The organism is Kosakonia sp. N21, from assembly GCF_050587465.1.
In the GTDB taxonomy this organism is placed as follows: Bacteria; Pseudomonadota; Gammaproteobacteria; order Enterobacterales; family Enterobacteriaceae.
This window is the reverse complement of the sequence record NZ_JBOBHR010000003.1, coordinates 556077-579608: the sequence shown is the minus strand read 5'-3', so window position 1 is coordinate 579608 and position 23532 is coordinate 556077. Positions and strand designations below refer to the sequence as shown.

Annotated in this window: 19 protein-coding genes; 10 read left to right on the top strand and 9 right to left on the bottom strand. The window is 54.2% G+C overall.

From position 1 onward, the window contains the following. Positions 1-118: 118 nt before the first annotated feature. The 4 genes from lpdA to pdhR form a co-directional block, all read right to left on the bottom strand. Positions 119-1543: a dihydrolipoyl dehydrogenase gene (gene lpdA, locus ACQ3G7_RS09875; protein WP_263100968.1), complete on the bottom strand. Its 1425-nt coding sequence runs from the start codon at positions 1541-1543 to the stop codon at positions 119-121. A 203-nt stretch (positions 1544-1746) separates the two neighbouring features. Beyond that, positions 1747-3639, bottom strand: coding sequence for a pyruvate dehydrogenase complex dihydrolipoyllysine-residue acetyltransferase (gene aceF / locus ACQ3G7_RS09870; RefSeq protein ID WP_430889685.1), 1893 nt, complete (start codon positions 3637-3639; stop codon positions 1747-1749). A 14-nt stretch (positions 3640-3653) separates the two neighbouring features. Beyond that, positions 3654-6317, bottom strand: a complete 2664-nt coding sequence (aceE, locus tag ACQ3G7_RS09865; RefSeq protein ID WP_430889684.1) for a pyruvate dehydrogenase (acetyl-transferring), homodimeric type — start codon at positions 6315-6317, stop codon at positions 3654-3656. 174 nt (positions 6318-6491) lie between these two features. Next, on the bottom strand, positions 6492-7256 hold the full coding sequence (gene pdhR / locus ACQ3G7_RS09860) for a pyruvate dehydrogenase complex transcriptional repressor PdhR (RefSeq protein ID WP_061497651.1): 765 nt from the start codon (positions 7254-7256) through the stop codon (positions 6492-6494). 537 nt (positions 7257-7793) lie between these two features. Here pdhR and aroP point away from each other — a divergent pair. The 3 genes from aroP (at position 7794) to ACQ3G7_RS09845 (ending at position 11692) form a co-directional block, all read left to right on the top strand. Next, complete coding sequence (gene aroP, locus ACQ3G7_RS09855) at positions 7794-9164, top strand: aromatic amino acid transporter AroP (protein ID WP_430889683.1); 1371 nt, start codon at positions 7794-7796, stop codon at positions 9162-9164. A 171-nt stretch (positions 9165-9335) separates the two neighbouring features. Next, positions 9336-10742 carry a glycoside-pentoside-hexuronide (GPH):cation symporter gene (locus ACQ3G7_RS09850; protein WP_263098039.1) on the top strand — a complete coding sequence of 469 codons (1407 nt, stop codon included), beginning with the start codon at positions 9336-9338 and terminating at the stop codon, positions 10740-10742. Beyond that, the gene (locus tag ACQ3G7_RS09845) at positions 10742-11692 is read left to right on the top strand and encodes a glycoside hydrolase family 43 protein (protein WP_430889682.1); all 951 of its coding nucleotides are present in this window, start codon (positions 10742-10744) and stop codon (positions 11690-11692) included. Before ACQ3G7_RS09850 ends, ACQ3G7_RS09845 begins: the two co-directional genes overlap by 1 nt. Before the next feature lie 16 nt (positions 11693-11708). Here ACQ3G7_RS09845 and ampE read toward each other — a convergent pair whose 3' ends face one another. Next, positions 11709-12563 carry a beta-lactamase regulator AmpE gene (ampE, locus tag ACQ3G7_RS09840; protein WP_430889681.1) on the bottom strand — a complete coding sequence of 285 codons (855 nt, stop codon included), beginning with the start codon at positions 12561-12563 and terminating at the stop codon, positions 11709-11711. Then, on the bottom strand, positions 12560-13123 hold the full coding sequence (gene ampD, locus ACQ3G7_RS09835) for a 1,6-anhydro-N-acetylmuramyl-L-alanine amidase AmpD (RefSeq protein ID WP_263098042.1): 564 nt from the start codon (positions 13121-13123) through the stop codon (positions 12560-12562). The genes ampE and ampD overlap by 4 nt, the downstream gene beginning before the upstream one ends. Before the next feature lie 130 nt (positions 13124-13253). On the opposite strand from ampD, the gene nadC reads away from it, so the two are divergent. From nadC to hofC, 4 genes are all read left to right on the top strand, one after another. Further along, positions 13254-14147, top strand: coding sequence for a carboxylating nicotinate-nucleotide diphosphorylase (gene nadC, locus ACQ3G7_RS09830; protein WP_430889680.1), 894 nt, complete (start codon positions 13254-13256; stop codon positions 14145-14147). A gap of 180 nt (positions 14148-14327) precedes the next feature. Then, positions 14328-14765 (top strand): prepilin peptidase-dependent pilin, encoded by a 438-nt coding sequence (gene ppdD, locus ACQ3G7_RS09825; protein WP_263098044.1) that lies wholly within the window; start codon positions 14328-14330, stop codon positions 14763-14765. 9 nt (positions 14766-14774) lie between these two features. Beyond that, positions 14775-16160: a type II secretion system protein GspE gene (gspE, locus tag ACQ3G7_RS09820; protein ID WP_430889679.1), complete on the top strand. Its 1386-nt coding sequence runs from the start codon at positions 14775-14777 to the stop codon at positions 16158-16160. Then, positions 16150-17352, top strand: coding sequence for a protein transport protein HofC (gene hofC, locus ACQ3G7_RS09815; protein WP_430889678.1), 1203 nt, complete (start codon positions 16150-16152; stop codon positions 17350-17352). Before gspE ends, hofC begins: the two co-directional genes overlap by 11 nt. 32 nt (positions 17353-17384) lie before the next feature. On the opposite strand, the gene ACQ3G7_RS09810 is transcribed toward hofC, so the two are convergent. Then, positions 17385-18428 carry a GMP reductase gene (locus tag ACQ3G7_RS09810; RefSeq protein WP_430889677.1) on the bottom strand — a complete coding sequence of 348 codons (1044 nt, stop codon included), beginning with the start codon at positions 18426-18428 and terminating at the stop codon, positions 17385-17387. A 321-nt stretch (positions 18429-18749) separates the two neighbouring features. On the opposite strand from ACQ3G7_RS09810, the gene coaE reads away from it, so the two are divergent. From coaE to yacG, 3 genes are read left to right on the top strand one after another with little or no spacing between them, the layout of a single operon-like run. Next, positions 18750-19370, top strand: a complete 621-nt coding sequence (gene coaE, locus ACQ3G7_RS09805; protein ID WP_430889738.1) for a dephospho-CoA kinase — start codon at positions 18750-18752, stop codon at positions 19368-19370. Continuing rightward, positions 19371-20114: a cell division protein ZapD gene (gene zapD, locus ACQ3G7_RS09800; protein WP_430889676.1), complete on the top strand. Its 744-nt coding sequence runs from the start codon at positions 19371-19373 to the stop codon at positions 20112-20114. Between the two features lie 9 nt (positions 20115-20123). Continuing rightward, positions 20124-20318, top strand: coding sequence for a DNA gyrase inhibitor YacG (yacG, locus tag ACQ3G7_RS09795; RefSeq protein WP_263098049.1), 195 nt, complete (start codon positions 20124-20126; stop codon positions 20316-20318). A 43-nt stretch (positions 20319-20361) separates the two neighbouring features. Here the strand turns inward: yacG and mutT are convergent, their stop codons facing one another. Both mutT and secA read right to left on the bottom strand, forming a co-directional pair. Further along, positions 20362-20751, bottom strand: a complete 390-nt coding sequence (gene mutT, locus ACQ3G7_RS09790) for an 8-oxo-dGTP diphosphatase MutT (RefSeq protein WP_430889675.1) — start codon at positions 20749-20751, stop codon at positions 20362-20364. Between the two features lie 58 nt (positions 20752-20809). Beyond that, entirely contained in the window at positions 20810-23515 is a 2706-nt protein-coding gene (secA, locus tag ACQ3G7_RS09785) for a preprotein translocase subunit SecA (RefSeq protein WP_430889674.1), read from the bottom strand. Between the last annotated feature and the right edge of the window lie 17 nt (positions 23516-23532).

Sequence of the window (23532 nt, the reverse complement as noted above, 5' to 3'; positions counted from 1 at the left end):
AGGGTAATATCGGCAAAATCTGCGTAATATTTATACCCTGGCAGTGAAAGTCTCTACCCGCTCACGAAAATGGCGCAAAAAAAACGCCTCCGAAGAGGCGCTTTAGCGTGGCGAAAACTTATTTTTTCTTCGCTTTCGGGTTCGGCAGGTCAGTGATACTGCCTTCGAACACTTCCGCCGCCAGACCCACGGATTCGTGCAGGGTCGGGTGAGCGTGGATGGTCAGCGCGATATCTTCAGCGTCGCAACCCATTTCGATCGCCAGACCGATTTCGCCCAGCAGCTCACCGCCGTTGGTGCCGACAATCGCGCCACCGATAACACGGTGCGTCTCTTTGTCGAAAATCAGTTTGGTCATACCGTCTGCGCAATCGGAAGCGATAGCACGACCAGACGCTGCCCACGGGAAGGTGGCGGTTTCGTAGCTGATGCCTTTCTCTTTCGCTTCTTTCTCGGTCAGACCCACCCATGCAACTTCTGGCTCGGTGTAGGCGATAGACGGGATAACTTTCGGATCGAAGTAGTGTTTTTTACCGGCGATAACTTCTGCGGCCACGTGGCCTTCATGTACGCCTTTGTGCGCCAGCATCGGCTGACCGACGATATCGCCGATAGCGAAGATGTGCGGCACGTTGGTGCGCAGTTGTTTATCAACACGGATAAAGCCACGGTCGTCCACTTCCACGCCTGCCTGGCCTGCGTCGAGGTTTTTACCGTTCGGCACACGGCCGATGGCTACCAGCACGGCATCGTAACGCTGCGCTTCAGCCGGGGCTTTTTTGCCTTCCATGGAAACATAGATACCGTCTTCTTTTGCTTCAACGGCGGTCACTTTGGTTTCCAGCATCAGGTTGAATTTCTTGCTGATGCGTTTGGTGAAGACTTTCACGATGTCTTTGTCAGCCGCCGGGATAACCTGGTCGAACATTTCAACCACGTCAATCTCTGAACCCAGCGCATGGTACACGGTACCCATTTCCAGACCGATGATACCGCCACCCATAACCAGCATACGCTTCGGTACGGATTTCAGTTCCAGTGCGTCGGTGGAGTCCCATACGCGCGGATCTTCATGCGGGATAAACGGCAGTTGAATCGGACGGGAGCCCGCCGCGATGATTGCATTGTCAAAGTTGATCACGGTTTTACCGTTTTCGCCTTCAACTTCCAGGGTGTTCGCCCCGGTGAATTTACCCAGACCGTTAACCACTTTAACTTTACGGCCTTTCGCCATCCCCGCCAGACCGCCGGTCAGCTGAGTGATAACTTTCTCTTTCCAGGTACGAATTTTGTCGATATCGGTTTTCGGCTCGCCAAAAACGATGCCGTGTTCAGCCAGCGCTTTGGCTTCTTCGATAACTTTTGCTACGTGCAGCAGCGCTTTAGAAGGGATACAACCCACGTTCAGACAAACACCGCCAAGGGTGCTGTAACGTTCAACGATGACGGTTTCCAGACCTAAATCAGCGCAACGGAAGGCAGCAGAGTAACCTGCCGGGCCTGCCCCAAGTACCACGACCTGAGTTTTGATTTCAGTACTCATCATGACCTCTTATTGATTTCCGGCGGTCAGGGGTACTTCATGTCGCCCTTCATCCACCGGGACGTTCTATCCGCCCGCAGTTTACAAAAATGTTAACAATTTTGAAACAACAAACGGCAAACGATTTGTCCTTTGCCCCTGATAACCCCATAAGCAGTATGAGATTAGCAGAAAAAAGCCGGCCGTCAGGCCGGCTTTTTCGATTACATCACCAGACGGCGGATGTCAGACAGCATGTTGTTGATGATGGTGATAAAGCGCGCACCATCCGCACCGTCAATCACACGGTGGTCGAAGGAGAGCGAAATCGGCATCATCAGACGCGGTACGAACTCTTTACCGTTCCAGACCGGCTCCATGGCAGACTTGGAGACGCCCAGGATGGCCACTTCCGGCGCGTTAACAATCGGCGCGAAGTGGGTGGTGCCCAGGCCGCCGATGCTGGAGATGGTGAAGCAACCGCCCTGCATTTCGCCAGCAGTCAGCTTACCGTCACGCGCTTTTTTCGAGATCACCGTCAGTTCACGAGACAGTTCAGTAATGCTCTTCTTGTTCACGTCTTTGAAGACCGGAACAACCAGGCCGTTCGGGGTATCCACCGCCACACCGATGTTGATGTATTTTTTCAGCGTCAGGCGCTGTGCATCTTCAGACAGTGAGCTGTTGAAGCGCGGCATTTGTTCCAGTGCAGCAGCGACCGCTTTCATGATGAAGACAACCGGGGTGAATTTCACATCCAGTTTGCGCTTCTCAGCTTCGGCGTTCTGCTGTTTACGGAACGCTTCCAGATCGGTGATATCAGTTTTGTCGAAGTGCGTAACGTGCGGGATCATCACCCAGTTACGGCTCAGGTTAGCGCCAGAAATTTTCTGGATGCGACCCAGTTCGACTTCTTCGACTTCGCCAAACTTGCTGAAGTCCACTTTCGGCCACGGCAGCAGGCCCGGCAGAGAACCACCGGTTGCGCCAGCAGCAGGTGCAGACTCAGCGCGTTTAACCGCGTCTTTCACATAGTTCTGTACGTCTTCGCGCAGGATACGGCCTTTACGACCGGTGCCTTTCACTTTCGCCAGATTCACACCGAATTCGCGCGCCAGGCGACGGATCAGCGGAGTGGCATGGATGTAAGCATCGTTTTCTGCGAAGTCAGATTTACCTTCTGCTTTCGCCGGAGCAGCAGCCGGTTTCGCCGCCTGAGCAGCCGGGGCAGCAGCAGCAGGTGCAGCAGCCGGAGCCGCAGCAGGCGCAGCGCCTTCCACTTCGAATACCATGATCAGAGAGCCCGTGGAGACTTTGTCGCCCACGTTCACTTTCAGCTCTTTCACGGTGCCTGCGAACGGTGCCGGAACTTCCATCGAGGCTTTGTCGCCTTCGACAGTGATCAGAGACTGCTCAGCGGAGACTTTGTCGCCCACTTTCACCAGCACTTCGGTCACTTCAACTTCGTCGCCGCCGATATCCGGTACGTTGACTTCTTTCGGGCCAGACGCTGCTGCCGGTGCGCTCGCCGCAGCCGGAGCCACCGCTTGTGCCGGTGCCGCAGCCGGTGCTGCACCCGCAACTTCGAAGATCATGATCAGCGAGCCGGTGGAGACTTTATCGCCAGTGTTGATTTTGATCTCTTTTACGGTGCCCGCGAACGGCGCCGGAACTTCCATCGAGGCTTTGTCGCCTTCAACGGTGATCAGCGACTGTTCTGCAGCCACGGTATCGCCGACTTTTACCAGGATCTCAGTGACTTCAACTTCGTCGCCGCCGATATCCGGTACGTTAACGTCTTTGGCTGCCGCAGCGGCCGGGGCTGCTGCTGGCGCGGCGTCTTTCTTCGCTTCTGCCGGAGCAGGTGCAGCGGCTGCTGCACCTTCGGCGGAATCGAAAATCATGATCAGTTTGCCGGTCTCGGTTTTGTCGCCAACAGAGACTTTGATCTCTTTAACAACGCCAGCCTGCGGAGACGGGACTTCCATAGAGGCTTTGTCGCCTTCTACGGTGATCAGCGACTGTTCAGCTTCAACTTTGTCGCCCACTTTGACCAGGATCTCGGTGATTTCAACTTCATCAGCCCCGATGTCCGGTACATTGATTTCGATAGCCATTATCTCTTTACCTCTTACGCCAGACGCGGGTTAACTTTTTCTGCATCGATGTTGAATTTGGTGATGGCTTCCGCTACCACTTTCTTGTCGATTTCGCCACGTTTAGCCAGTTCGCCCAGTGCTGCAACAACCACGTAAGAAGCATCAACTTCGAAGTGGTGACGCAGGTTTTCACGGCTGTCGGAGCGACCGAAGCCATCCGTACCCAGTACGCGGTAATCATCAGCCGGTACATAAGTACGAACCTGCTCGGCGAACAGTTTCATATAGTCAGTAGAAGCTACAGCCGGTGCGTCGTTCATCACCTGAGCGATGTACGGTACACGCGGGGTTTCCAGCGGGTGCAGCATGTTCCAGCGTTCACAATCCTGGCCATCACGCGCCAGTTCAGTGAAGGAGGTCACGCTGTAGACGTCGGAACCCACGCCGTAATCTTTCGCCAGGATCTGTGCTGCTTCACGTACATGACGCAGGATAGAACCGGAGCCCAGCAGCTGAACTTTACCTTTGCTGCCTTCAACGGTTTCGAGTTTGTAGATACCTTTACGGATACCTTCCTCGGCACCTTCCGGCATTGCCGGCATGTGGTAGTTTTCGTTCAGCGTGGTGATGTAGTAGTAAACGTTCTCTTGTTTCTCACCGTACATACGCTCCAGGCCATCGTGCATGATGACAGCCACTTCGTACGCGTAAGACGGGTCGTAAGAGATACAGTTCGGGATAGTCAGCGACTGAATGTGGCTGTGACCATCTTCGTGCTGCAGACCTTCACCGTTCAGGGTGGTACGACCGGAGGTACCGCCAACCAGGAAGCCGCGAGCCTGCTGGTCGCCTGCCTGCCAGCACAGGTCGCCGATACGCTGGAACCCGAACATGGAGTAGTAGATGTAGAACGGGATCATCGGCAGGTTGTTGGTGCTGTAAGAGGTCGCAGCCGCCAGCCAGGATGCACCAGCACCCAGTTCGTTGATACCTTCCTGCAGAATCTGACCTTTTTCGTCTTCTTTGTAGTAAGCAACTTGCTCACGGTCCTGCGGGGTGTACTGCTGGCCGTTCGGGCTGTAGATACCAATCTGACGGAACAGACCTTCCATACCGAAAGTACGCGCTTCGTCAGCGATGATCGGAACCAGACGATCTTTGATCGATTTGTTCTTCAGCATCACGTTCAGGGCACGAACGAAAGCGATAGTGGTGGAGATCTCTTTGTTCTGCTCTTCCAGCAGCTGGGAGAAGTCTTCCAGAGCCGGCAGTTCAAGTTTCTCGGTGAAGTTCGGCTGACGTGACGGCAGGTAGCCTTTCAGCGCCTGGCGACGTTCGTGCAGGTATTTGTGCTCTTCAGAACCTTCCGGGAAGGTGAGGTAAGACAGGTTTTCAACCTGCTCGTCGGTGGCAGGTACATTGAAACGGTCGCGGATATAACGCACGCCGTCCATGTTCATTTTCTTCACCTGGTGAGCGATGTTTTTACCTTCTGCGGTATCACCCATGCCGTAACCTTTGATGGTATGGGCCAGGATAACGGTCGCTTTGCCTTTGGTTTCACGTGCTTTTTTCAATGCAGCGTAAATTTTCTTCGGATCGTGGCCGCCACGGTTAAGCGCCCAAATCTGATCGTCAGTCCAGTCAGCAACCAGCGCTGCCGTTTCCGGGTATTTGCCGAAGAAGTGCTCACGCACGTAAGCGCCGTCTTTGGATTTGAAGGTCTGGTAGTCGCCGTCAACGGTTTCGTTCATCAGTTGGATCAGTTTACCGCTGGTGTCTTTACGCAGCAGTTCGTCCCAACGGGAACCCCACATGACTTTGATTACGTTCCAGCCAGCACCGCTGAAGATGCCTTCCAGTTCGTTGATGATTTTGCCGTTGCCGGTAACCGGGCCATCAAGACGCTGTAAGTTACAGTTGATGATGAAGCACAGGTTGTCCAGTTTTTCACGGGTAGCGATGGTGATGGCGCCTTTAGATTCCGGCTCATCCATCTCACCGTCGCCCAGGAAAGCGTAAACGGTTTGTTCAGAGGTATCTTTCAGGCCACGGTGTTCCAGATATTTCAGGAATTTCGCCTGGTAGATAGCGCCAATCGGACCCAGACCCATGGATACGGTCGGGAACTGCCAGAATTCCGGCATCAGTTTCGGGTGCGGGTAAGAAGAGAGGCCTTTACCGTGAACTTCCTGACGGAAGTTATTCATCTGCTCTTCAGTCAGACGACCTTCCACGAACGCACGTGCGTAGATGCCTGGGGAGATGTGGCCCTGGAAGTACACCAGGTCGCCGCCGTCTTTCTCGTTGCGGGCACGGAAGAAGTGGTTGAAGCAGACTTCATAAACGGTCGCAGAAGACTGGAAGGAAGCCATGTGGCCGCCCAGCTCGAGGTCTTTTTTGGACGCGCGCAGAACGGTCATGATTGCGTTCCAGCGGATAGCTGAACGAATACGGCGTTCCAGTTCCAGATTGCCCGGGTATTCCGGTTCATCTTCAACGGCAATAGTGTTTACATAGTTGCTCGCCCCTGTGCCAGCTGCCACTTTCACACCGCCTTTGCGGGCTTCAGAAAGGAGCTGGTCAATCAGATACTGAGCACGCTCAACACCTTCTTCACGGATGACCGATTCGATCGCCTGTAGCCAGTCGCGAGTTTCGATCGGATCCACGTCATTTTGGAAACGTTCTGACATGGGGGGTATTCCTTATCTATCTAATACGTTGATTTGTCTGGAACCTGTCCCATTGCATTCTCATCATGACTGAACAACAAAAGTGCAATAAGACAGGTTCTGCGTTTAGTTGCCGCGCTCTAAAGTTTGGCGCTGGTGTTACAACTCTTCCGGTACAAACTGCACCAGAAAATATTAATTCTTTCTCTGCTCCAGCCGACGCAGCGAGCGTTCACGACGGCTCTGCTCGCGGCTGCGATCCAGCAAAATCTCTTCAATAAATGCCAGGTGACGATGCGACGCTTCGCGCGCTTCTTCCGGTTGCCCGGCCATGATCGCCGCGAAAATACTGGAACGATGACTGCTAACCAGCGGGAGCATCTCACGGCGCGCGTACAGCAATTCGAAGTTCTGACGAACGTTTTGCGCCAACATGGGCTCCATGCAGCGTAGCAGATGCAGCAGCACCACATTATGCGCCGCTTCGGTTACGGCAATTTGATACTGCACGACAGCGTCGGACTCAGCATCCAGATCGCCCGACTGCTGCGCCAGCTCAATCGCCTGATGCAGTTCGCCAATGCGTACCTTGTCTTCATCGGTGCTACGGAGCGCAGCGTAATAGGCGGCAATGCCTTCCAGCGCGTGGCGAGTTTCAAGCAGGTCAAACTGGGATTCGGGATGATCGGTCAGGAGCTCGACCAGCGGGTCGCTAAAGCTCTGCCACAGACTGCTCTGGACAAAGGTTCCACCACCCTGGCGACGAAGAAGCAAACCTTTCGCTTCGAGACGCTGGATGGCCTCACGCAATGAAGGACGAGAAACGTCGAACTGTTTAGCCAGCTCGCGCTCTGGAGGCAGTTTTTCACCGGGACGCAATGTCCCTTCAAGAATCAAAAACTCCAGCTGTTGCTCAATCACATCGGAGAGTTTTGGTTGGCGGATTTTGCTGTAGGCCATTGTTCCTTGTCTCTACCATTCGCCCAGAGTCAATTGGTCTTACCAATTTCATGTTCGTGACGCTAAAGTAACAAAGTATTCACCTTATGTCCATACAGGTTTTGATTGAAATCAGGAAACCATGCACATTTTAACAATGTTACAGAAATGACGTTTCAAAGATGTAACCTTGCACAAATGACCCGTTTACCACGAAAGAGGCAGTTTTAACTTTCCTGAAACGATAATTAAGGCATATGAACCGATTCAGTTAATTAATAAATGAATGTGTATTCACATTAATCGCATAAATAACCAATTTTACTTAAGAGGGGTTATGAGTGGGTTACTGACAAATGGTTTCTTTTTCACCAGGTCGTCATCTGACCTTCATAAAGCAGATGCATTCCCCTGCGCTTACCACTATTCTGAGCCATACGAAAGGGATGGACGAAAATTCGCTTCAACATTTCGTAAACTAAAAACTACAAAAAATGGAATTTATCGCTTACACGCAAACGACAGCGTATACATAACAACCACACACGAGGTTTCATAATGGAAGGTCAACAGCACGGCGATCAGCTAAAGCGCGGCCTTAAGAACCGCCATATTCAGCTTATCGCGCTGGGTGGTGCTATCGGGACTGGCCTGTTTCTGGGTAGCGCGTCAGTCATTCAGTCCGCGGGTCCGGGTATTATTCTGGGCTACGCCATTGCCGGTTTTATTGCATTTCTGATCATGCGTCAGCTCGGTGAAATGGTCGTGGAAGAGCCGGTTGCCGGTTCGTTCAGCCATTTTGCCTACAAATATTGGGGAAGCTTTGCCGGTTTTGCTTCCGGCTGGAACTACTGGGTGCTCTATGTGCTGGTGGCCATGGCGGAACTGACCGCCGTGGGTAAGTACATCCAGTTCTGGTGGCCAGAGATCCCAACGTGGGCTTCTGCTGCCGCCTTCTTCGTCATCATCAACGCCATTAACCTGACCAACGTAAAAGTGTTTGGGGAAATGGAGTTCTGGTTCGCCATCATTAAAGTCTTCGCCGTGGTCGCCATGATCGTTTTCGGCGGCTGGCTGCTGTTTAGCGGCAGCGCTGGCCCGCAGGCCACCGTGCGTAACCTGTGGGAACAGGGCGGATTCCTGCCGCACGGTTTTTCCGGGCTGGTGATGATGATGGCGATCATTATGTTCTCTTTTGGCGGTCTGGAGCTGGTGGGGATTACCGCCGCGGAAGCCGACAACCCGGAACAGAGCATTCCGAAGGCCACCAACCAGGTTATCTACCGCATCCTGATCTTCTATGTGGGCTCGCTGGCGGTACTGCTCTCTCTGTTGCCGTGGACGCGCGTAACGGCGGATACCAGTCCGTTTGTGCTGATCTTCCACGAACTGGGCGACACGTTTGTAGCCAATGCGTTGAACATTGTGGTGCTGACCGCCGCACTGTCTGTCTATAACAGCTGCGTTTACTGCAACAGCCGTATGCTGTTCGGTCTGGCGCAACAGGGTAACGCGCCAAAAGCGCTGCTCTCAGTCGACAAACGCGGCGTGCCGGTGAACACCATTCTGGTCTCTGCGATCGTGACGGCACTGTGCGTGCTGATCAACTACCTGGCGCCTGAGTCCGCATTCGGTCTGTTGATGGCGCTGGTAGTGTCTGCACTGGTGATCAACTGGGCGATGATCAGCCTCGCGCACATGCGTTTCCGCCGCGCGAAACAGCTGCAAGGCGTGATGCCGCGCTTCCCGGCGCTGTTCTACCCGTTAGGCAACTGGATCTGCCTGCTGTTTATGGCTGCGGTGCTGGTGATCATGCTGATGACCCCGGGTATGGCTATCTCGGTATGGCTGATCCCGGTATGGATTGTGGTCCTTGCCGTCGGTTACATGCTCAAACAGAAAAACGCCAAAGCCGTAAAAGCTCATTAATCCTTATCCGTTTACCCCTTTCCCGCCCGGGAGAGGGGTATTATCACTGTGTTACCTTCCTCACACTTTCTTTTACATAGCCATTTTGTCCATCACTGCGGCCTGATCCTGCTACGCAAAGTCAAATTTGCAGGCAAATAATTCTTCCACATCGCAATGGGAGAACCGGCAATGGACAACAATAAACTGTCTGTTAAAGAGAAGATTGGCTATGGCATGGGCGATGCCGGATGTAACATCATTTTTGGCGCCATCATGTTGTTTGTTAACTACTTCTATACCGATATCTTCGGCCTCGCCCCTGCGCTGGTCGGGGTATTACTGCTGTCGATTCGTGTAATTGATGCGGTGACTGACCCGTTAATGGGTGCCCTCGCCGACCGTACGCAAAGTAAATATGGGCGTTTTCGCCCGTGGCTGCTGTGGATAGCTCTGCCGTATGCCGTTTTCAGCGTATTAATGTTCACCACCCCTGACTGGACCTATCACAGTAAGGTGATCTACGCGTTTATTACCTACTTCCTGCTGTCGCTGACCTATACCGCTATCAACATTCCCTACTGCTCCCTGGGCGGTGTGATCACCAACGATCCGAAAGAGCGCGTTGCCTGCCAGTCGTACCGTTTTGTGATGGTCGGCATCGCCACCCTGCTGCTCTCTTTGACGCTGCTGCCAATGGCCGAATGGTTCGGCGGCGCAGACAAAGCCAAAGGCTACCAGATGGCGATGACCGTGCTGGCATTCATTGGTATGTGCATGTTTCTGTTCTGCTTTGCCACCGTGCGTGAACGTATTCACCCGGCAGTTCCCACCAATGACGACCTGAAGAAAGACTTCAAAGATGTGTGGAAAAATGACCAGTGGGTGCGCATTTTGCTGTTGACGCTGTGCAACGTCTGCCCCGGTTTTATCCGTATGGCGGCAACCATGTACTACGTCACCTGGGTGATGGGAGAAAGCACCCATTTCGCGACCTTATTTATCAGCCTTGGCGTGGTGGGCATGATGTTCGGCAGTATGCTGGCGAAAGTGCTGACTGACCGCTGGTGCAAACTGAAAGTCTTCTTCTGGACCAATATCGCACTGGCTATTTTCTCCTGCGCGTTCTACTTCTTTGACCCGCACGCCACGACGCTAATTGTGGTGCTCTACTTCCTGCTGAATATCCTGCACCAGATCCCCTCGCCGCTGCACTGGTCGCTAATGGCCGATGTGGACGATTACGGCGAGTGGAAAACCGGTAAACGCATTACCGGCATCAGCTTCTCCGGTAACCTGTTCTTCCTGAAAGTCGGGCTGGCGATAGCAGGTGCAATGGTAGGCTTCCTGCTCTCGTGGTATGGCTACGACGCGGGCGCCAAACAGCAAAGCGACACGGCAATTAACGGCATTATGCTGCTGTTTACCGTGATCCCTGGCGTCGGTTACCTGATCACCGCGGGCGTCGTACGTTTACTGAAAGTCGACCGCGACATGATGAGACGGATTCAGGACGATCTGGAAAAACGCCGTATTAACTATCATGAACTGACCGAACGTCAGCATGTGCCGTCAGGCGACAACGTAAGGAAAGCATAATGAACAGCTGGCCGAACCCGTTTATTGAACAACGCGCCGACCCTTATATTCTGCGCCATGGCACGGTTTACTACTTTGTCGCCTCGGTGCCGGAGTATGACCGGCTGGAAATCCGCCGCGCCAGTACGCTGGAAGGACTACGCCAGGCCGCCGGTGTGGTGGTATGGCGTAAACCGCAAACCGGGCCAATGAGTGAGCTTATCTGGGCGCCGGAGCTGCATCATATTGACAGGAAATGGTATCTCTATTTTGCCGCCACCTGGACGAAAGCGCTGGATGCGCTGAACATGTTCCGCCATCGCATGTTCGTCCTGGAGTGTACCGACGCCGATCCACTAACCGGTCAGTGGGTAGAAAAAGGCCAGGTGAAAACACCGTTTGATACCTTCGCGCTGGACGCCACAACCTTTGTCCACCAGGGAAAACGCTGGTATCTGTGGGCGCAAAAAGCACCGGATATTGCGGGTAACTCCAACCTTTATCTGGCGGAAATGGAAAACCCGTGGACACTCAAAGGCGAACCGGTGCTGTTAAGTAAGCCGGAGTTCGACTGGGAGTGCAGGGGTTTTCTGGTGAACGAAGGCCCGGCGGTGCTGTTCCACGGCGACAAGCTGTTTATCAGCTACTCCGCCAGCGCCACCGATGAAAATTATTGTATGGGGTTGTTATGGATTGATATCGCTGCCAATCCGCAGGATCCGGCCAACTGGCATAAAGCGCCACAGCCGGTATTCAAAACCAGCTATGAAAACCATCAGTATGGCCCCGGGCACAACAGCTTTACGCAAACACCGGAAGGGGAAGACGTGCTGGTGTACCACGCACGCAATTACACCGAAATAGAAGGCGACCCGCTCTACGATCCAAACCGCCATACCCGCCTGAAACGCGTCCGTTGGCAAGAAAACGGGATGCCTGACTTCGGCATCCCGCCTGCGGATCACCAGTAACAATGCGGCACGCGGATTAAATCAGCGTGCCGTAAATAGTCAGCAGCGCCACCACAACCACCAGCACCAGCGAGGTTTTCTTCGCCATCGACACGGCCGCTTTTGGCGTTTCGACTTTATCCAGATGCGGCTCGCGCGCCAGGGAGAACTGGGCAAGGCGGGTCAGCACCTGGTACTGCGATGTGTGGCGATCGCCAAGGGAGGCAAACCAGGCGGGCAAGGCTTTCTCGCCATGCCCCACCAGCGCGTACACCACCCCCGCCAGGCGCACCGGCACCCAGTCGAGCACATGCAGAATCGCATCAATCCCGGATTGTTGGCGCTCAGTTGGCGTCTGATAGCGCGCCAGCCATGATTGCCAGGCGCGTAAAAAGGCATACCCCGCCAGCAGCACCGGCCCACAGGAATCCCCAACAATCAGCCAGAACAGCGGCGCAAGATAAAAACGGAAGTTGATCCACACCAGCGCATTTTGCAGCTCACGTAAAAAATCACGCTCATCGCACCCCGGCGGCACACCGTGGATCAGCGTCAACTCATTGGCCATCGCGTTATGGGCATGGCTGTCGTTACGCGCCGCGGCTTTAAGATAGGCGTGATAGTGCAAACGGACTTTCCCCGCGCCAATGCACAACAGGCTAATAAGGATCCACACCACCAGCAGCGGAACATTGAAAAACAATCCCGACAGCGCACGCAGGATCAAAAAGGTGACCAGCATCACCAGCACCGCCATCAGCAGCGTTCTTAACATCGAGTAGTGTTTTACCCGCCGGAACAGCACTTCCAGACGGTGATCCAGCTGCCAGTGTTCTCCCAGTTTAAACAGCCGTTCTGCTGCCAGTACCAGCAGCATGGTGAATAACGTCATGGCATCTCCTTTTCTGACAAACCGGCGACCAGCGCACGGAATCTCACCCAATCAAAAGCCGGTCCGGGATCCGTCTTGCGCACAGGGGCAATATCACTGTGCCCGGTCATATTGTCGGCAATCGACGGGTAAAGCTCAATCACCGTTCGTGTTACCGCCGCCAGTTGCCGGTACTGCGCATCGGTATAGGGCAGCGTGTCCGTGCCTTCCAGCTCAATACCAATCGAGAAGTCGTTGCAGCGTTCCCGGCCATGATAAGAAGAGACACCCGCATGCCAGGCGCGTTTATCAAAAGGCACATATTGCACCACCTCACCATCACGGCGGATCAGGCAGTGTGCGGAAACACGCAGATGAACAATCTCAGCAAAAAAGGGATGGGCGTTGGCATCCAGAGTGCCGGTAAACAGCGCATCTATCCACGGGCCGCCAAACTCACCGGGAGGTAGGCTAATATTATGTACCACCAACAGTGAAGGTTGCTCATCGTCCGGGCGGCAATCAAAATGGGGAGACGGTACATGCCGCGCTTCCACCAGCCAGCCCTTGCGTAGCTGCATAAGGAACTCCTTTTAGAGGATGGTGCTGAAACACGCTTCAGAGTAGCATGTTTGCGCTGTGTACCGTAATGGCATCCCCGAACAAGACATAGCCTAACTTTGTGATTCGTTACCTTTTTTGGAGTTTATCATGCCGCCTCGCCGCTATAACCCCGACCTTCGACGTGACGCACTGCTCAAACGTATCGAACTGGATATCCCTGTCGCTGTCGCCCAGGCGTTGCGCGAAGATTTGGGCGGAGAAGTCGACGCGAATAATGACATTACCGCGCAATTGTTACCGCCAGAAAACCGCTCGCATGCGGTGATCATTACCCGCGAAGACGGCGTTTTTTGCGGAAAGCGTTGGGTGGAAGAAGTCTTTATTCAACTGGCAGGCGATGATGTGACGCTCACCTGGCACGTTGCCGATGGCGACACCCTTCATGCCAATCAGCCGTTATTCGAACTTGAGGGTCCTTCCCGCGTATTGCTAACGGGCGAACGCACCGCGCTTAATTTTGTGCAAACCCTGTCAGGTGTCGCCAGCGAAGTTCGCCGCTATGTGGAACTGCTGGACGGCACGAAAACACAGTTACTGGATACGCGTAAAACCCTGCCGGGCCTGCGCACAGCGCTAAAATACGCCGTCCTGTGCGGCGGCGGCGCGAATCACCGCCTTGGTCTTTCCGACGCCTTCCTGATCAAAGAGAACCACATTATTGCCGCAGGCTCTGTACGCCAGGCAGTGGAAAAAGCCTTCTGGCTGCATCCGGATGTGCCGGTAGAGGTTGAAGTAGAAACCCTCGAAGAGCTCGACGATGCGCTCAAAGCCGGTGCCGATATCATCATGCTGGATAACTTTAACACCGACCAAATGCGTGAGGCCGTGAAGCGCACCAACGGCGAAGCGCGGCTGGAAGTCTCCGGCAATGTGACGCAAGAAACCCTGCGTGAATTTGCTGAAACGGGCGTTGACTACATCTCTGTGGGCGCACTGACCAAACATGTGCGCGCCCTCGACCTGTCGATGCGGTTTCGCTAACCCCTTTGCATGACTGAACGGGCCACTGGCCCGTTTTTTTTGCGCCCTTCCTCGCAAACAATTTGTTGCACTCTGCAAGCCTGGCAAAAAAGCCGGAAGGCGCTTTCCCGAAGTCCTTTTTGCGTCTCGCCGCCCCCGTAACGTGCTGACAAAGTAGCGGCTCCACACAAGGAGCCAGAGATGAACAAACAACAAGGATTTACCTTAATCGAGCTGATGGTGGTGATTGGCATTATCGCCATCCTGAGCGCTATCGGCATTCCCGCTTATCAAAATTACCTGCGTAAAGCCGCACTGACCGACATGTTGCAAACCTTTGTTCCTTATCGCACCGCCATTGAACTGTGCGCGTTGGAACGCGGCGGCATCGACAGTTGCGATGCCAGCAGCAATGGCATACCGGCCCCGACCACCACGCGTTACGTCGCCGCCATGAGCGTCGCAAAAGGGGTGGTCTCACTGACCGGACAGGAAAGCCTCAACGGGCTCAGCGTCGTCATGACGCCGCAATGGAGCGATGCCGAGGGTATGAAGGGGTGGGCACGAAGCTGTAATACAAATGCAGACAGCGCCTTGCAACAAGCCTGCGAAGATGTTTTTCGCACCGGACGTCCGTAAGGAGCCGTGATGAAACACGATAAACTTATCGCGCTCTGTCAGCGACATAACGCCGTGTTGCTCAACAGTGAAGACGACGTTCTGACCATTGCCGTGGTGGATAACCCCAGCCCCATGTTAATGGAGTCACTCAGCTTTGCCGTCCAGCAACGGGTAGACATCCGTTGCTGGACGCAGGATCAAATGGACAAGCACCAGCAAATGGCGGTACAAACGCACTTCCCGGTCCCCGTTGAAGAAAGCAGCGCCGCGGCGGAAATTCTCGATCAGACCCTGAAACAAGCGCTGATCTTACGGGCATCGGATATCCATTTCGAGCCCGGAGAGACGTATTACGCCATACGGTTACGCGTCGATGGCGTTTTGCATGCACTCTCCCCCCTTCCCTGCGATTTAGCCGCCACGCTAACCGCAAGACTCAAAGTACTTGGCAATCTTGATATTGCCGAACGTCGCCTGCCACAGGATGGGCAGTTCAGTGTGGATCTCTCCGGGCAATCGGTCTCATTTCGTATCGCTACCTTGCCTTGCCGACACGGTGAAAAGGTGGTGCTGCGTCTGTTGCACCAGGTTAACCAGGCCCTGGATCTGGCTGCACTCGGTATGACCGACGCGCAATTGTCACTCTTTACCGCGGCGCTGGCGCAACCTCAGGGACTGTTGCTGGTGACAGGCCCGACCGGCAGCGGAAAAACCGTGACACTCTACAGCGCGCTGCAAAAACGCAACAGGCCGGAGGTCAACATTTGCAGCGTAGAAGATCCCATCGAGATCCCGCTGGATGGGCTGAATCAGACGCAAATTAATCCGCGCGCCGGGCTGACCTTCCAGAGCGTATTGCGCGCTCTGCTACGCCAGGACCCGGACATTATCATGGTTGGTGAGATCCGCGATGGCGAAACAGCGGAGATTGCTATCAAAGCATCGCAAACCGGGCATCTGGTTTTATCGACGCTGCACACAAACTCCACCAGCGAAACACTGGTGCGTATCCAGCAAATGGGGGTAGCACGCTGGATGATCTCCTCGGCGCTGTCGCTGGTCATCGCCCAGCGACTGGTGCGTAAACTTTGCCCCCATTGCCGGAAACTGACCACGGAAAATACCCGGCTCCCCGGCGACCTGTGGCCTCGCCCGTTACCTCGCTGGCGCGCGGAAGGCTGCGATCGGTGCTATCACGGCTTTTATGGGCGTGTCGCATTGTTCGAAGTGCTCCCTATTACCCGCGATGTCCGCCAGGCCATTGCCAGCGGCCAAAGTGCGGGAGAAATCGAACAGTGCGCCCGTGCGGAGGGAATGACAACACTGTTTCAGCATGGTTGCCTGGCGGTGGAACAAGGGTTGACGACACTGGAAGAGTTGGTGCGCATATTGGGTTTGCCGCATGACGACTAAACACCTCTGGCAGTGGTCCGGAATCGATAACGCGGGTGCATTACAACAGGGTGCGCACTGGAGCGAAAACCGCAACGCCGCGATGCAAACGCTCTATCACCGGCAGATCCATCCTCTGACGCTCAAGCGCAGGCCGGTAAGGCGTTCACTGTGGCGTGCGGAACATGGCTGTACGCTCCTGCGCCAGCTTGCAACATTGTTGCAGGCGGGGCTCACATTACCGGAAGGCTTGTTACTGCTGGCACAGCAACATCCAGCCAGGCAATGGCAGGCATTGTTACACCATCTGGCGCAAGCGCTGGAACAGGGTGAAACATTTTCGGCAGCGCTGCGCCAGTGGCCAGATGTTTTTCCTCCGCTCTGGGCGGCGATGGTCCATACCGGTGAGCTGACAGGAAAGCTGGATGAGTGCTGTTTTAAACTGGCCAGCCAGCAACAGGCACAGCGAGCACTGGCGTTGAAAGTAAAAAAGGCGCTGCGTTACCCGCTCATTATTCTTTCGCTGACCGCGGCGGTAGTCATCGCAATGGTGTATCTGGTGCTGCCGGAGTTCTCAGCTATCTACCAGACGTTCAATACCCCCTTGCCTGCGCTGACGCGGGGAGTCATTGCTGGCGCGACGCTGATGCAACAAGGCGCGCTGCCATTGGCAGCACTTGCGTTGCTGGCGGTATGCGCAATGACCTTACTGCGCCGTCAGGTGAGGTGGCTGCACTATCGGCAGCGTCTGCTACTACGCTGCCCCATCGTCGGAAAACTGGTGCGTGGGCAACGGCTGAGCCAGATATTTACCGTGCTGTCACTCACGCAACGTTCTGGAATCACCTTCTTGCAGGGGCTGGAAAATGTCAGGGATACCTTAACCTGTCCTTACTGGCGAGGCGTGCTGCAACAGGCGCATCAGGATATCACCCTCGGCGCGGCTATCTCTGCGGCGCTGGCAAAGAGTGGCAACTTCACGCCGCTGTGTATTCAGTTGATCCATACCGGGGAGATCTCCGGGGCGCTGGATACCATGCTGGAGAATCTGGCACGGCACCACAGTGAACAGACTCTGCATCAGGCAGACGAGCTGGCTTCCGTATTAGAGCCGCTGCTACTGGTGGTAACGGGGTTGATTATTGGCGTGCTGGTGGTTGCCATGTACCTGCCTATCTTTCACCTTGGCGATGCGATGGGGGGTACGGGCTAATGCAGGCGCAGCGCAGTGCGCCTGCAAACCCATTACAGGCTGTTGAAAACGCGGTTTTCCTGTTCCTGAACGCGGATAAAGGTCGTACGTTTGGTCAACTCTTTCAGGCGGGAGGCACCGACATACGTACAGGCTGAACGCAGGCCGCCAAGGACATCACGCGCGGTGTTCTCCACCGGGCCGCGTAACGCGAGCTTGACGGTTTTGCCTTCCGCTGCACGGTAACCGGCAACGCCGCCAACGTGGCGATTCATTGCGGATTCTGAACTCATGCCATAGAACAGCATAAATTTCTCGCCGTTTTCCTCCACGATGGTGCCGCCGCTCTCTTCATGACCCGCCAGCATACCGCCGAGCATCACAAAGTCTGCGCCGCCGCCAAACGCTTTCGCCACATCACCCGGCACCGTGCAGCCACCATCACTGACAATCTGCCCGCCAAGACCATGCGCGGCATCGGCGCATTCAATCACTGCGGATAATTGCGGATAGCCGACCCCGGTTTTGACACGTGTGGTGCAAACAGAACCCGGACCGATGCCAACTTTGACAATATCCGCACCGGAAAGGATCAGCTCTTCACACATTTCACCGGTCACAACGTTACCCGCGCAGATAGTTTTATCCGGCCAGGCCTCACGAGCTTTGGCAACGAATTGTACAAAGTGCTCAGAGTATCCGTTCGCCACGTCGATACAGACAAAATTCAGCGACGGATGCAGCGTAAGGATCTGTTTTGTCTTGTCAAAATCTGCGTCTGATGTCCCGGTTGAAACCATGACATGGCGCAGCACGTCAGCCGATTCACGCTGGATAAAGGCTTTCCAGTCTTCAACGGAATAGTGTTTATGTACAGCGGTAAGGATGTCGAACGAAGCCAGCGCTTTCGCCATTGCAAAGGTGCCAACGGTATCCATATTGGCGGCAATAACCGGTACGCCAGACCAGCGCATTCCTGAATGTTTGAAGGTAAATTCGCGCTCCAGCTCAACATCGGAACGGCTTTTAAGGGTGGAACGTTTAGGACGGATAAGAACGTCTTTGAAACCTAACTTCAGATCTTCTTCAATACGCATGTGCGGATTCCTGGGGTTAATGGCGAAAGTACAAACTCACAACTCCAGTGACGCTATCATACGCGCTAATAAGGGCCGCGCAAGACTGCGAAATTCTCTTTTTTTACGCTACAATCCTATAAATTTACCTGGTGAACAGGCAAGATTAGGCGAACGGGTTTTAATGTCGTTTGGTTAAATCACAACCTGTTGATTAAGCTCGTAAACATATTTAATCTTTTGCGTTTTTCCGTCTTCAGGACGGTCGCGAAAAATAGCATTGCGGGCAGAATAAAGATCGCAGATTGTGATATGCGACAGACTATTTTGGGATTAGGCGTAATGGGGTATACGGTTGCATTAACCGGCGGTATTGGCAGCGGTAAAAGCACCGTCGCGAATGCCTTCGCAGCGCTTGGCGTTAATGTTGTCGACGCGGATATTATTGCCCGTCAGGTGGTGGAACCAGGCTCTCACGCATTAAGCGCTATTGCGGAACATTTTGGCGCTGACATGATTCTCGCGGACGGCTCGCTCAATCGACGTTTATTACGCGAGCGTATTTTCGCTTCTCCGGCGGATAAACGCTGGCTTGATGGGTTACTCCACCCGCTTATTCACCAGCAAACACAGAGTAAGATTGCCCTGGCGACATCACCTTATGTGCTGTGGGTCGTGCCGTTGTTGGTGGAAAACCAGCTGCATCACAAAGCCGATCGGGTTTTGGTTATTGACGTCTTACCAGAGACACAGATTTCACGCACCATGCAGCGTGATGGCGTCAGCCGCGAACATGCTAAAAATATTCTCGCGGCCCAGGTCACTCGCGAAGCGCGACTTGCCGTCGCGGATGATGTTATTGACAATAATGGCGCACCGGATGCGATAGCATCGGATGTTGCCCGCCTGCACACCGCATATCTGGCGTATGCCCGGCAGGCCGTTTCACAGGAAAAACCGTAAATGCACACCCACATCCTTTTTGAACATCCGCTTAACGAAAAGATGCGTACCTGGTTGCGTGTCGAGTTTTTACTGCAACAGCTCTCTGTCCATTTACCGCTGAGCGACCATGCCGATGCGTTGCACTTTTTCCGTAACGTTGGTGATTTGCTGGATGTGTTTGAACGGGGTGATACTCGTACCGAGCTTCTGAAAGAACTGGAGCGCCAGCAGCGTAAACTGCAGGCATGGAGTGATGTTCCCGGTGTGGATCTGAGCCGGATTGAAGCTGTCCGCCAGCAATTAAAAGCGAGCGGAGCCGTGCTGATGAGTGCCCCACGTATTGGCCAACAACTGCGCGAAGACCGTCTGATAGGCCTGGTGCGCCAGCGTCTGAGCATTCCCGGTGGATGCTGCAGCTTTGATTTGCCGACGCTGCATATGTGGCTGCACCTGCCGCAGGAACAGCGGGATGCGCAAATTGCGGTCTGGCTGGACAGCCTGGCGCCGCTGACGCAGACCCTGACGTTGATCCTCGATTTGATCCGCAATGCCGCGCCGTTCCGCCGCCAGACCAGCCTGAACGGTTTTTACCAGGATAACGGCGATGACGCCGATTTGTTGCGTCTGCAATTGTCGCTGGAAGACCAGTTATACCCGCAAATCTCCGGCCATAAGAGCCGCTTCGCCATTCGCTTTATGCCGCTGGACAGCGAGCATGGCGTGGTTCCCGAGCGTCTCGATTTTGAACTGGCCTGCTGTTAAGGAGTGAAGATGTCTGAAGAAACTACCGTAAACTGCCCAACGTGCGGGAAACTTGTTGTCTGGGGAGAAAGCAGCCCGTTTCGCCCGTTCTGTTCGAAACGTTGCCAGCTGATTGATTTGGGCGAGTGGGCAGCAGAAGAGAAACGTATCCCCAGCGACGGCAATCTGTCGGACAGCGATGACTGGAGCGAAGAACAGCACTAAGCACTGTTGCCTGCAGGCGCTTCGCCTGGCAGGCAAATCAGGGTCAGTCAGCCAGTAACCTGGCTATCACCGGTTCGTTTGCCGGGGGAAATTTGTCAGCATCGAGTGCGTCTTGCGCAACCCAATGACCCGGCTGCCCCTCTTTACCCCATGGCTCCCCTTCCCAGCTTTCTACCAACCAGAACCACAGGGTGATGTGGCGATCGGGGAACTGATATTCCAGCTTATCAAACAGTTCTGCCTGAAGAGGCGTAATACCAACCTCCTCCTGAAGTTCGCGGATCATTGCCTGCTCCGGCGTTTCGCCCGCTTCAATTTTTCCGCCAGGAAATTCCCATTTATTCGCCATATGCGCATCAGCAGCGCGCTGAGTAATAAAAATTTCCCCTTGCGGGTTACGAATGATCCCAACGGCGATGTTCAGTATTTTCATGATGCAGACTCCATAAAAAAGGCGCAGAATTCTGCGCCTTTTTATTATTATCAATGCGTTATGCCAGACGGCCGTGGCACTGTTTGTATTTTTTACCGGAACCACAAGGGCAAGGATCATTACGACCCACTTTGCGCTCACCCGTCTGCGCAGCAAGCGCAGCAGCGGCTTCAGTTTCATCATCCTGATGGCTTAACTGTTGCATTTGCGCCAGACGCTCAGCTTCCTGACGGCGCTGCAGCTCCATGGCCTCGACTTCCTCCGGCATCCGCACCTGTACTTTGCTGAGCGTACTGATCACTTCATATTTCAGTGACTCCAGCATGGCGGCGAACATAGCGAAGGACTCGCGTTTATATTCCTGCTTCGGATCTTTTTGCGCGTAGCCACGCAGGTGGATCCCCTGACGCAGGTAATCCATTGCGGCCAGGTGCTCTTTCCACAGTGAATCCAGCGTTTGCAGCATCACGCCTTTCTCGAAGTGACGCATCATCTCAGCGCCAACCACCTCTTCTTTACGCTGATAGGTTTCAATGGCGCTTTGCAGGATACGCTCACGCAGCGTTTCTTCGTGCAGATCCGGTTCTTTATCCAGCCAGTCAGCGATAGGCAGGTCGAGATCGAAATCATTTTTCAGGCGTTCCTGCAGACCAGGAACATCCCACATTTCTTCCAGCGACTGCGGTGGAATATGACCATCGATGGTAGCTTTGAAAACATCTTCGCGAATGCTGGCGATGGTTTCACTCACATCGGTTACATCCAGCAGTTCGTTACGCTGGGTGTAAATTGCGCGACGCTGGTCGTTAGCAACATCGTCATATTCCAGCAGTTGCTTACGAATATCGAAGTTACGGCTTTCCACTTTGCGCTGCGCATTAGCAATAGCCTTGGTGACCCACGGGTGCTCAATCGCTTCGCCCGGTTTCATCCCCAGTTTACGCATCATGCCAGAGACGCGATCGGAAGCGAAAATACGCATCAGGGCATCTTCCATAGAGAGATAGAAACGGGAAGAACCCGCATCCCCCTGACGGCCAGAACGGCCGCGCAACTGGTTATCGATACGACGAGACTCATGACGCTCGGTACCAATAATGTGCAGACCACCCGCCGCCAGCACCGCATCATGGCGCACCTGCCAGTCGGCTTTCACTTTGGCGATTTGCTCTGCCGTCGGTTCTTCGAGCTCCGCCAGTTCCGCCTGCCAGCTACCACCCAGCACAATATCCGTACCACGCCCCGCCATGTTGGTGGCAATGGTCACCGCACCGGTATAGCCCGCTTGCGCCACAATGTCCGCCTCTTTGGCGTGGAATTTGGCGTTCAGTACGTTGTGCTTGATGCCCGCTTTGGTCAGTTCCTCAGACACCACTTCTGATTTCTCGATCGAGATGGTCCCAACCAGAACCGGCTGCCCTTTCGCAGTACGCTCTTTAATATCTTCGATAATCGCCTGGATTTTTTCCGCTTCGGTCATATAGACCAGATCCGCCATATCTTTACGGATCATCGGACGGTTGGTGGGAACCACCACGGTATCAAGTTTATAAATCGAGCTGAATTCAAACGCTTCGGTATCTGCCGTACCGGTCATACCTGCCAGTTTTTCATACAAACGGAAGTAGTTCTGGAAGGTAATGGACGCCAGCGTCTGGTTTTCGTTCTGGATATCCACACCTTCTTTGGCTTCCACCGCCTGATGCAGACCATCAGACCAGCGACGCCCTTGCATGGTACGGCCGGTGTGTTCGTCGACGATAATGACTTCGCCGTCTTTCACAATGTAATCCACATCACGGGTGAACAATGCGTGAGCACGCAGTGCCGCAGTCACGTGGTGCATCAGCATGATGTTGGCAGGAGAGTACAGTGACTCGCCTTCGTCCATGATGCCTTCTTTGACCAGCAGCTCTTCAATCAGCACCAGGCCGCGTTCAGTCAGCGTAACCTGACGCGCTTTTTCATCCACTGAGAAGTGGCCTTCACCCTGGAAAGTGTCGGAGTCTTCTTTCTCCTGACGAACCAGATGCGGGATGATTTTATTGACTTTTTTGTACAGCTCGGAGCTGTCTTCTGCCGGACCGGAAATGATCAGCGGGGTACGCGCTTCATCGATAAGGATGGAGTCCACCTCATCCACCAGCGCATAGTGCAGTTTACGTTGCACACGCTCTTCAGGGCTGAATGCCATGTTATCGCGCAGGTAGTCAAAACCGTATTCGTTGTTGGTACCGTAGGTGATATCGGCCGCATAGGCTTCACGTTTAGCAACAGCAGGCATGTTCGGCAGGTTGATACCCACGCTCATACCGAGGAATTCGAACAGAGGACGGTTGTTCTCGGCGTCACGCTGAGCCAGATAGTCGTTGACGGTAACAACGTGGACGCCTTTGCCGCTCAGGGCGTTGAGGTAAGCAGGCAGGGTTGCGGTCAGGGTTTTACCTTCACCGGTACGCATCTCTGCGATGCAACGCTCGTTGAGAACCATGCCGCCCAGCAGTTGCACATCGAAGTGACGCATGCCGAACACACGTTTACTTGCCTCGCGCACCACGGCGAAGGCTTCAGGGATCAGGCTCTCAACGCTTTCGCCTTTTTCCAGGCGCGCACGGAACTCTGCGGTTTTGGCTTTCAGCTCATCATCGCTGAGCTTTTCCATTTCCGGTTCCATGGCATTGATTTGGGCCACGACTTTACGCATACGGCGCAGTGTACGATCGTTACGACTACCGAAAACTTTAGTTAATAATTTGATAAGCATAATAAAAATCTCAAACG